Genomic DNA, 9,620 nt, shown 5'->3' on the forward strand with positions numbered 1-9,620 from the left:
ATTAAGCAGTTTTTTCAGCTGCTCTCTTCCGGCCTCAAGTTGCTTATCGTTTAGTTTGTGTCGTTCATAAGCCTTTAGGATCTTTCCCGTTGTATTAGTTGACAACATTGGCAGGCATTCAATTTCTTTCCCGTTTTGATCTAACAAAACACGTTGTATTGCCATTTTATGTGCTTGATATATTTCAGTGGCTGTCAATCTAAAATCCAGCAAAAACAGCAACCATGTATCCATCATTTCTTTCTTTTCCTGATTTTTATCTCTAACTTGAAAAAGGGCTAGAACATCATTTACAAGCTTTTCCTTTGTATTGGCTGAAGATTGTTTAATAGACTCCCGGGATATTTCCATTTGCAAAATCATTGGTAATTCTTTCAGCTGCTTCTTCGATATTGTAGGTTGCTTGTTGGGAACTTGCTTGCCTGGAAGAAAAATTATTTCCTGTGACTCCTGTTTGGTAATTTGATTCTCCATTGTTATGATCTTTGTTTTTATAGTTTCCTTCCATGATTTTAATGAAGTTTGTTGCATTAAACACCCAATCAAAATCAGCAGTCCATTTTTTGTGATTATCACCTGCTAGGAATTTGGATTCTCCTGCTAATTGCAATACTTCTTTTACCTTTTCAAGCCCATAGTCATTTAGCCTTGCTTTAACTGTTTTTTTTCTAGACTCGCTTACAACTAAAACTCTTGGAAGACTTGGACATTCTTGATGAAAAAAGTCAATTATTTCTTTTTCTTTTTTCGCGCAACTTTTTTCTTTTTCTCCATTTACAGTAATTACCGGTTCTGATGATTCTTCTTTTTTTTCTTCCGAAAATAAAATTTCAATAAAATCTTCTTGGGGGTTTGGGGGAATACTTTCTTCTTTTACTTTCTCTTTTACTTTCTCTTTAACTTTTACTTTCTCTTTAGGTTCCGGTTTGGTTATGGTTTGGTTATGGTTTGGTTTTAGTTTGGTTTCTTCTAGGTTATGGTTTGGTTTTTCTTTGGGTGGTCTACCACCGCTTTTACCGTTTATAAACTTCTGATTATTAGCATCTATTTGAGGTTTTATCAAAGTAAATATAGCTCGTGCTACTGGCTTTAGATTTTCAGTTGTTACTCCATTTAAGCCATACTCCATTATGGCTGTAAGCACTTCTCCCTGAATATCTCTCGGCAGATCTTTTATTCCCTCATAGAAGCTTCGGTAAAAAACAAATCCGTCTCTTTCCATATCTTCTTATATAACTATTGGTAATTAATTTTTAAACAGGCACGGAAGGCCTTTTTTTTTACCACACTTTAACATCACTCATTGTATGGTATTTAATTCTTAAGCTGTTTTATAATGGGTTGCTCTAAATCTTATAATTTCAGCTTCTGAATAATAATTTCTAGAACCTACTCTGACAGCCTTAATAGTATTATTTTTTTTCTGCTGCCATAGGTTAGATATTTTAATTCCTATTTTATCAGCAGCCTCCTTTGACGATAACATTCCTGCAGGTTTATTAGGGTCCTTCTGGTATTGCTTGTAGATTTCCTTCTTAATTGCCTCGCACTCTCCAGGCTTAGCCATTCTCACCGGCCTGTTTAAACTCTTAGCATATTCTAAAGTGGCCATTGCATCTAATAGATCAAGCTGCTTAGCTACTCTGCTATTTGGGATGAAGCCTTCAGGAAGAATTTCATTTCTTAGCCTGTTTTTGATTGCTTCAATTTCTGGGTTTACTTTTGGGTTTTTCATTGGTTTTCTTATTATCGTTTTCTATTCTGATTAGTCTTTTTTCATTCCATTTAAATAGGCCGTTTGAATCACGGCCTATAAAATAACCGTCCTTGTCTTTCAATAATTATAGTTTTTGTAACTTCCATGCAACTATTGAATTGAAGTACTTTGTTTCACCTTGTGGAGAAACCCATTCTCTTCCTCTTAAATTGATTCCAACCATTACATTATCTCCCTCTTTAAATGGGTCAAGAATATCTATCTTATCTCCCATTATTTCGATATTTATAGGCTGCGGGTATTGTTCAGTTGTAAGTAGTACAAATTCTCTTTTTTGAAAACCAGAAGCGAATGTTTCAGTTTCTCCGATTCTTTTTATTGATCCTTGTATTTCCATATTTTAAATTAATTGTAAGTGTTTTGCTAATGTTATGTTAAGTGAGTTTAGATAGACCCTAGCCTGCTTTACCATTATTTTTATAAGCTCTAGTCTTTTTTCATCTTTATAAATTTCAAACTCTTTTATTCTGGCTTGTTTTGGTATGTCAGCATAAGTCATATTTTTAGTAATTTCTTCGTCTAATTCTTCAGGAATACCATCTAAAAATCCTAATTTCCATGCCATCTTTCTTTTTTCATCTAGGATTAAATCATCTGGAGTATCAACTAATCCGTAAACTAGTTTTGCTTTTGTAAGACCTGTTAAATCAAGATAGCATTGAATCTGATCATAATAGTCTTCATTTGGAACATCTTCTTCAAAAAGAGGAAATGTTGAATAATCCCAAGAGCTTTTAAATTCATAAAGTATATCCTCAATAACATCCATTTCTCCATCAAAAAACTCATTGTCTAGTCTTTTTTCATTCTTTATAAGGAATGTTCTGTTTACCTCATTGTATTGATTTATATTTTCGTCCTCTACAGAAATGCCTTTAGATAAGTACTTACTTTGAATTTCTTTGGATCTATCAAAAACCTTATCTTTAAAAAGTTCATTTAAGTAAGTTTTGGCTCCATCTGATAACTCTGGTTTTGCATCTCTCTTTTTTATCAAATCACCAAGTGTTACAATTTGCTTGTCAGTAATGGTTCCGGCATATCGCTTTTCCATAAGTCCAGTTAAAGTTTCAACTTGATTAGGTGTTAATGGCTTGGGAAGCCCTTTCATTAATTTCCCAATTGCATGAGGACGAAACTTGTAATTTGAAAAATCATGCACTTTCAACATACTCTAATTTCTTTTTTCGTTCGGTTACTAATACTTTATATCTCTGCTGCTGATCTCTTGACATCTTAGTAAATAACGATTGAAGAGCCATAACATCCTTACATCCATTTATTTCATTGGTCAGATCTGTGTCAATTATTGGCTGCTTCTTTACGATTCTAACACCACCGACGACATCTCCTTTCATTTTTACTGTTGAATCAATAAATAACTCGATTAATAGTCCTTTCCAGTCTTCCACGAATGAGGACCCGGAGAATCCTTTCAATACCGCAGCGTTAGTTGCATTCAACACAAGTGGTTTTATTTTCTCTTCAAAATATGCGATATTGAAGTCTCCTTTCTTGCCTGCCACACTTGCTCCTAACTCCTGCTTAACTTCTCGTATTTTGAAAACCAACCTTTTCCCATCTTCCAGGTAATCTTCCAAATCTGCCACCCCTAAGTGATCTGATTTGTACACTTTACGGAAGTGTGTTTTAGTTTGTTTTTCCATTTTAATTGATTGTTTTTGTGAATTTACATTTAGGATAATTACAACATCCTAAAAAATTTATATTCTGCATTTTGTTCTTTCGAATTGACATAGGACTTCCGCATTTATCACACTTGCCATGCTTGAACTTGTTACTTTCCTTATCAATTTTTAATTGTTGGGTTGGTGAAGTCCCTTCTTTCAGACCATAGATATTTCCGTTGTTTTTAATTAACTTTTTGCATGCATGGCAATTAATATCATTTAGCCATTTTGATGTCAGTGTATTTCCGCTTTCGGGTTTGTAATGGTTGCATATTTCGCTTATATGAACATAAATTTCACCCATATAAGGTTGGCAACCTTTTACATCCCACCAATATTCTGTGCTATCAGGTAAACTCATAATTAATTAATTGTTTTTGAATAGATCGCGTAATGCTTACTGCCGATCTTTTTTGATGAGGTTTGATAAATTTTATGTTTTGCTTTAAGCTCTGAGAATCGCCCGGATATTACGTGTATTTGTACTCTAAGTTCATTTGCGATCTCAATAGTTGATCTTTTCCCGTCTACCTCATTTAAAACTCGCTCCCACATCTTAGGAATAGTCTCATTTACTTTTTTGAATGCCGTTTTGGAATTAGTGCTGTTCCTGCCTCGGCTGTAGTCAATTGGTTCCATATTTTCATTTTTGGTTTTTATTTATGTATTGGTGTGACGTCTCTCATTTTGAAGTGCTCTTCTACCCATCTCCTGTATAGGCCAGATAGACGGTGTGGTGTGACGTCTCTCATTTTGAAGTGCTCTTCTACCGTCTCTTTAATCAATTGCTGAATTTCTGAGTATTCAAGGGAAAATTTTTCAGAAATAGGATTCCAAATTTTAAAATAATTACACCATAAGTATGTTGTACTTCCTGAATTTTCTAATTCTAACAAACATTTATCTTCTTTGAAATAGAATACAGAATTTGGATATTTTTCTAAGTCTATTTTTAAAGTCAATTCATTGCCTAAAATCTCTAACAAGAATAATTTAGGATCCTGTTTTTCATTTTCCAACTGGATTTCTAAAACTGCCAATTCCTCTTTTAGATTGTTGATTTTCTCTTGTGTTGTCATGATTATTTATTTGATTGTTTAAACTCTTTGATGAACTCGTTTAATGCAGTTGTTTCCATTTCGGAAAGTGGTTCGTGCCCCAGGCGTTTGTGGTTTACATAGAAAACACCGCCCACGTTTTCTATTATTACAGTTATTTTCATGGTTACGATTTTTTAAGGATCCAATATTCATCTACTAATATTTTATGCAGAGAAACAGACAATGGACTAGAAAATTTAAAAGCCGTTTTTAATCTCTCAAGCCAAAACTGATCTTTAATCCCTACCGGTACAGATACAATTTGTTTTCTTTCACTGATTGGCTTTTGTAGGTAGTCTGTTAGGTTCATATCTCAGTGGCTTCTTTGATTAGTTGATCAATTTCTCTTTCAAAATCAGGCTGTATATTATACCTACGTCTAATAGTTATAAGTGCTTCAAGCATTTCAGGGGCTTTAGAGATTAATAAAGCATTAGCTTCACTTAAAATAGCATAACAAGTACTTGCTATCAATGTTCCTTTTTCAAGCGTGCTTTCTTCATTGCTCCAAATATTATGAAGCGCGGGATATTCTAAATCCCGTTCCATTGTCCACTTCCCTTTTGTTCCTTTGAAATTTTCCATGTTGTTATTGTTTTTTAAGTAAATATTCGATGATGTAAATTGTTTGCTGAACAAACCAACATTTGATTAGAAATAATAAAGTATTCATGAAGCGAGCTTTAAAAAATTAGACCTGTTTTCTGAGAACTTAACTTCCGAATGTTTGAAGAGGCTTATATTATGCATGCCGTCTACCACTCTACTCTTCCAATATCCTACATGATGCATCTGTCCTCCTTTCAAACCTTTGCGATAAGTTTTAAAGGCTTTTGCTATTACGATTTTCATCTTTCTAAATGCCGATGAGGTTTTTAGTATCGTTCCTTCTCTTACCCCATCTACAACTATGTAATACTTTCCCTTTGACACCTGAATGAACATTCCGTTTTCTAGAAGAATGTGACCTCTTATGTAGTCTTTTCCCATTCCCCAATCAGTTACTCTACTTAAATGAGTTCTGATAATCTGTTTTCCTAAAATTTTTCTTACTTTTGCCATGTTGTAATTTTTATGAGTTACACGATTTGACCGAGTCGTTCTGTTCGCGCAGGGCGACTCATTTTTTTTGAAAATATCTATCTTTGAAGTCTTTAAATGATTTTGATTTGCTTAAATAATTAGAATACTCCTGCTCTATCTCCCTCTTCGTTTTTTTCCTAACCTTCAAACCATTAAGAATACTCTTGCATAATTCCTCTCTTGAATCTAAGGGTAGCTTTAGCAAATAATCTTTTGCTATTTGATAATCTAGGTTCATGATTGAAATATTTGTTTATCCTTCCAGCCAGTGTGTTTTTTAATCGCATTAACAGAGAAATAATTTGATACTTTATCAGATTCTCTATAAGCCCAATTGGTTACTGTTGACTCTCTATTCCCTGTTTCATCTGCAATCTTCTTTAACAAACTGTAATCTTCCAGAATCTTACGGAATACTTCACCTCTTATTTTTCGCGGTTTTAGTATATTTGCTTGATTTTTCATCTTGTTCTATCATTTTGATATAGCAAATATACAACCTTTTTAGTTGTTCGCAAATTAACTAACAACTTTTTTAGTTGTTAATATTTAACTGTTTGATATTCAAGGTATTTAATTTTAATATAAAAAAACAAAATTGAAATCACCGTGAAATCACTGATAAACAACTAGGATAAACAGTATAATTTCGCACACCTCAAATGAGGACTGTATTAATACAGATAATTTTTTATTTATGAATATAGAAGATGTAGAAAAAAACAACCGTGTAAGTTGTTATTTAAAGGATTATTTTGCAGAAAATAATATTTCTCAGAAAGAAATTCAGGATGCATTAAATGTTTCCCAGCAATATGTTTCAGGCTTTATTAACGGAAAAAGAAGTATTGGAAAAAGATTAGCTGAAAAACTTTCAAGCTTATATGGTATAGATAAAGCTTTTCTTCTTACTGGAGAATTTTCCAAAATAATACAAAAAGAACCAACCAATTTAGATATAAAAAATTTACCTCATGATAAGCAAATGGAAATTTTACACAATGATTTATTGGAATTGAAGAAGGAAAATGAGGAACTCAAAGATATGGTTGACAGCTTAACTCTTAAAATAGAAATATCATTAGCTCCAATATTAAGGCATTTTAAGTTAAAGGAAGATAGCAAGGATAAACAACGGGATAAAAGCTCAATTAATTAAATCCAAATTGAGCTATTTTTATACCTAAGCGGAATTTATCAAGATTTAGATCGAGTGATATAGACTCCGTTAATAAGAATCTTTGTTCTTTGTTAATATTAGAAAATCGCACCTGACGTAGAAGAAGAAAGTTATTTTCAATGTATTCATCATATTCAATAATACCTCGATCAAAAAAATCCTCATTTCTATAATGTAATTGCCTAATAAAACCACGTTGTTCTCTATTTATCTTCTCCATTGGTTTTATTATTTTGTTTTCTAATTCCTCTTATAGTATTATATTGTATTTCATCTTCTAATATTAAATTTTGAATATGATTAACAAACCTATATAATACATAAGCTCCAGGAATCATCATAATAATTAAACCTATTCTATGTGGCCATTCAGGCTCAAACTTTATTCCAAGAACAAATTGACAAACATATAGTGACGAACAATATATCGAAGCAAATAAAGGAAAGTAAAATAATAGGCCATAAGCCTTCATGAATTTTCCTATTATCACCGCAAATGTGGTATAATATAAAGAAAGTAACCAATAATCATTTCTCAAATATCCTCCTATTGTATTTTGATAATATGCAAATGGTGGATTAAACCACACTATGATATTATCTAAGAAAGGCAAAAAACCCGATACTATCACTAGTATCGAGCCTATTATTTTCAAATAAGTTAATTTACTCTTATCTGTGTGGCGGCGTAATTGTTGTAGGATCTCCTCCATCTATTTCTGGGTCTTCGGGCATATTCAATCCTCTAACAATAATTGTATCAGAAACGGATTTACTTGTCTGCCCATTTTTGTTTAACTTAAAATTTTCAGGTCTAGTTTTTTCCAATGTAGGAGTTACATTTTCGTTATCTCTCTCACCGGAACATGAATGAATAAGAACTGCTACAATTGCAGTTAAAATAATTAATTTTGCTTTCATTGTTAGTAATTTAAGGTTTGCCCAAAAATACTAATAATAAGTCATTAATTATTCCGTTTTCTTATCTTTATTCGATTGCTAATATATGATATTAATTCATATAACAATGAATAATTAATACAAATATTTAAATTAAATCTGTTCTAAATAAAGCATTACGGGAAACCGTAAATTTTGAAATAATTTATATTTCTATATTTGTGGAAAAATTAATACATGAAAAAAGTATTACTATTATTAATTTCTAATATTATTTTCGCACAATCTATCCCGCAGCCTAAGGAGTTTGTTTTATTGCCTCCAGATTTTAATTTAGAAACTGACAAAATAAATGAAAATTTAAATAATGCTCTCAAGCCATTTTTAGCAATTAAAAAATATGGCATTGGTATAATAAGCTTTAAAGCTACAGATGAAGATTATGTAACTGGCGCTAATTTCTTTATTTTTAATCCATCTACTAAAACTATAAAATATATATGGTTTACAGTTGCGGGGGAGAATCCAGTTGGAGATCTTGTTAAGACTAAAACAGGATATTACAAAACATTAAAAGCTATTGGCCCAATTGAATCTAAAAATGTAGGAGAGTGGACGTTTGAATCAGTTTGGCCAACTGATGTAGTTGAATATTTAAAAATATCTACAATAAAAATTCAGTATATGGATGGTTCATTTAAAACTATTAAATATAATAACCAAATGTACATTGGATATAATGCTTACGAAAAAGTAATTACGGTACTAAATAAGGATAACAAAGAAGAAACGAATATTTATTCATCTAAAATTTTCCCAAATGTTGCTGAAGATGATGAAACAATTTTTACAGAAGTTGAACTTAACGCTGAATATCCCGGAGGTATGGGTGCTTTTAGAAAAACAATTGGAGAACACATTGATACTTCATTAATTACAAGTCAACCAGGCAATGTAGAAACAGAATTGTCATTTATAATAGAAAAAGACGGTAGCACTTCTAATATTAAAGCGATAGGAAAAAATGAAGAGTTTAATAAAGAAGCCATTAAGACAATTAAGTCACTAAGAACAAAATGGTCACCAGCTAAAATAAATTCAGTAAATGTGAGATCAATTTATAAATCCAAATTCTCAATGGAATTCTCGTAAAATAATAAATCATATAATAATATTAAAAATTGGTAAAATGAAAAATATAGCTATTTTATTTACAATCCTGATTTCGTGTTTATATTATTCTCAGGAAAACTCTTTTTCAATAAATAATAAGCAAGTTGTTTGGCAAAAGATATATGATTCGACCAAAAATATTGACGAAGTAAAAAACATTTTAACTAGTTCTGGTAAAGTAAATGTAACAAGCATTGAAAGTGGAATATTAAATGGAGATGTTTCAGATTATATGATGGACTATAAAGGAGCGGGAAACACAAGAGCTGGAACTCCTATTTTCATTTATTCATCAAAGTTCTTTACAAACTTCAAAATAGAATTTAAAGAAAATAAATACAGGGTCACAATAACTAACATAAGACTAAAAGGAAATTCAGGTTCTTTATACTCCAGCGGAGTTGCAATTTCAAACGATGGTAATGAAAATCTGGAAAGCTACGCCCTTACAAATGACAAAGAATCTTTTCGAAATAATTTCGAAGGAAGAGCTTCTAAAATAATAAACTATTCGTTTACTCAATTATTTGACGTTTCAAAGTATACGGAAACTAATGACAATTGGTAAAAAATTAATATTAATCTTTATATTTGTAATATAATTGTAGTAAAAAAATAGTAAAAAACATAGTAAATACCTATGTTTTCAGCACATTTTAAAATATTTAAATTACTGAATATCAACACAATGCTGTTTTATAAAAAATTAAACTAAT

At 31.4% G+C, this 9,620-nt stretch carries 18 protein-coding genes and 1 pseudogene; 3 read left to right on the forward strand and 16 right to left on the reverse strand.

From position 1 onward, the window contains the following. Positions 1 to 325: 325 nt before the first annotated feature. From WH267_RS17545 to WH267_RS17605, 13 genes and pseudogenes are all read right to left on the reverse strand, one after another. On the reverse strand, positions 326 to 1,222 hold the full coding sequence (locus tag WH267_RS17545) for a DUF6291 domain-containing protein (protein ID WP_340010008.1): 897 nt from the start codon (positions 1,220 to 1,222) through the stop codon (positions 326 to 328). A gap of 99 nt (positions 1,223 to 1,321) precedes the next feature. After that, complete coding sequence (locus WH267_RS17550; RefSeq protein ID WP_340010009.1) at positions 1,322 to 1,735, reverse strand: hypothetical protein; 414 nt, start codon at positions 1,733 to 1,735, stop codon at positions 1,322 to 1,324. Between the two features lie 112 nt (positions 1,736 to 1,847). Then, positions 1,848 to 2,114: pseudogene (locus WH267_RS17555) on the reverse strand (DUF3127 domain-containing protein); the annotation flags it as partial. A gap of 3 nt (positions 2,115 to 2,117) precedes the next feature. After that, positions 2,118 to 2,948 carry a hypothetical protein gene (locus tag WH267_RS17560; RefSeq protein WP_340010010.1) on the reverse strand — a complete coding sequence of 277 codons (831 nt, stop codon included), beginning with the start codon at positions 2,946 to 2,948 and terminating at the stop codon, positions 2,118 to 2,120. Then, entirely contained in the window at positions 2,932 to 3,444 is a 513-nt protein-coding gene (locus tag WH267_RS17565; protein WP_340010011.1) for a hypothetical protein, read from the reverse strand. Before WH267_RS17565 ends, WH267_RS17560 begins: the two co-directional genes overlap by 17 nt. A gap of 1 nt (position 3,445) precedes the next feature. After that, the gene (locus WH267_RS17570) at positions 3,446 to 3,829 is read right to left on the reverse strand and encodes a topoisomerase DNA-binding C4 zinc finger domain-containing protein (protein WP_340010012.1); all 384 of its coding nucleotides are present in this window, start codon (positions 3,827 to 3,829) and stop codon (positions 3,446 to 3,448) included. A gap of 2 nt (positions 3,830 to 3,831) precedes the next feature. Continuing rightward, the gene (locus tag WH267_RS17575; protein WP_340010013.1) at positions 3,832 to 4,107 is read right to left on the reverse strand and encodes a hypothetical protein; all 276 of its coding nucleotides are present in this window, start codon (positions 4,105 to 4,107) and stop codon (positions 3,832 to 3,834) included. 17 nt (positions 4,108 to 4,124) lie between these two features. Continuing rightward, positions 4,125 to 4,547: a hypothetical protein gene (locus WH267_RS17580; RefSeq protein WP_340010014.1), complete on the reverse strand. Its 423-nt coding sequence runs from the start codon at positions 4,545 to 4,547 to the stop codon at positions 4,125 to 4,127. A gap of 2 nt (positions 4,548 to 4,549) precedes the next feature. Continuing rightward, positions 4,550 to 4,690 (reverse strand): hypothetical protein, encoded by a 141-nt coding sequence (locus WH267_RS17585; RefSeq protein ID WP_340010015.1) that lies wholly within the window; start codon positions 4,688 to 4,690, stop codon positions 4,550 to 4,552. A 184-nt stretch (positions 4,691 to 4,874) separates the two neighbouring features. Continuing rightward, on the reverse strand, positions 4,875 to 5,153 hold the full coding sequence (locus WH267_RS17590; RefSeq protein ID WP_340010016.1) for a hypothetical protein: 279 nt from the start codon (positions 5,151 to 5,153) through the stop codon (positions 4,875 to 4,877). An 84-nt stretch (positions 5,154 to 5,237) separates the two neighbouring features. Continuing rightward, positions 5,238 to 5,630 carry a hypothetical protein gene (locus WH267_RS17595; RefSeq protein ID WP_340010017.1) on the reverse strand — a complete coding sequence of 131 codons (393 nt, stop codon included), beginning with the start codon at positions 5,628 to 5,630 and terminating at the stop codon, positions 5,238 to 5,240. Positions 5,631 to 5,688: 58 nt separating this feature from the next. Continuing rightward, the gene (locus tag WH267_RS17600; RefSeq protein ID WP_340010018.1) at positions 5,689 to 5,889 is read right to left on the reverse strand and encodes a hypothetical protein; all 201 of its coding nucleotides are present in this window, start codon (positions 5,887 to 5,889) and stop codon (positions 5,689 to 5,691) included. Continuing rightward, positions 5,886 to 6,116, reverse strand: coding sequence for a hypothetical protein (locus WH267_RS17605; protein WP_340010019.1), 231 nt, complete (start codon positions 6,114 to 6,116; stop codon positions 5,886 to 5,888). The genes WH267_RS17600 and WH267_RS17605 overlap by 4 nt, the downstream gene beginning before the upstream one ends. A gap of 232 nt (positions 6,117 to 6,348) precedes the next feature. Between WH267_RS17605 and WH267_RS17610 the strand changes: the two genes are divergently transcribed. Then, the gene (locus WH267_RS17610) at positions 6,349 to 6,810 is read left to right on the forward strand and encodes a helix-turn-helix transcriptional regulator (protein WP_340010020.1); all 462 of its coding nucleotides are present in this window, start codon (positions 6,349 to 6,351) and stop codon (positions 6,808 to 6,810) included. Here WH267_RS17610 and WH267_RS17615 read toward each other — a convergent pair. Genes WH267_RS17615 through WH267_RS17625 form a run of 3 tightly spaced genes read right to left on the reverse strand, consistent with a single transcriptional unit; the run spans position 6,803 to position 7,752 of the window. Beyond that, a complete protein-coding gene (locus WH267_RS17615; RefSeq protein WP_340010021.1) occupies positions 6,803 to 7,051 on the reverse strand; it encodes a hypothetical protein in 249 nt (82 codons plus the stop codon). The two genes, WH267_RS17610 and WH267_RS17615, sit on opposite strands and share 8 nt — an antisense overlap. Beyond that, a complete protein-coding gene (locus tag WH267_RS17620; protein ID WP_340010022.1) occupies positions 7,035 to 7,544 on the reverse strand; it encodes a hypothetical protein in 510 nt (169 codons plus the stop codon). The genes WH267_RS17615 and WH267_RS17620 overlap by 17 nt, the downstream gene beginning before the upstream one ends. Next, positions 7,504 to 7,752 (reverse strand): hypothetical protein, encoded by a 249-nt coding sequence (locus WH267_RS17625; protein WP_340010023.1) that lies wholly within the window; start codon positions 7,750 to 7,752, stop codon positions 7,504 to 7,506. The genes WH267_RS17620 and WH267_RS17625 overlap by 41 nt, the downstream gene beginning before the upstream one ends. Before the next feature lie 216 nt (positions 7,753 to 7,968). Here WH267_RS17625 and WH267_RS17630 point away from each other — a divergent pair, with 216 nt between their 5' ends. Together WH267_RS17630 and WH267_RS17635 are read left to right on the forward strand one after the other, a co-directional pair. Then, positions 7,969 to 8,883, forward strand: coding sequence for an energy transducer TonB (locus WH267_RS17630; protein WP_340010024.1), 915 nt, complete (start codon positions 7,969 to 7,971; stop codon positions 8,881 to 8,883). Positions 8,884 to 8,920: 37 nt separating this feature from the next. Continuing rightward, positions 8,921 to 9,472, forward strand: a complete 552-nt coding sequence (locus tag WH267_RS17635; protein WP_340010025.1) for a hypothetical protein — start codon at positions 8,921 to 8,923, stop codon at positions 9,470 to 9,472. Positions 9,473 to 9,620 lie beyond the last annotated feature (148 nt).

Source organism: Chryseobacterium sp. MYb328 (genome assembly GCF_037572595.1).
GTDB lineage: Bacteria > Bacteroidota > Bacteroidia > Flavobacteriales > Weeksellaceae > Chryseobacterium > Chryseobacterium pennae.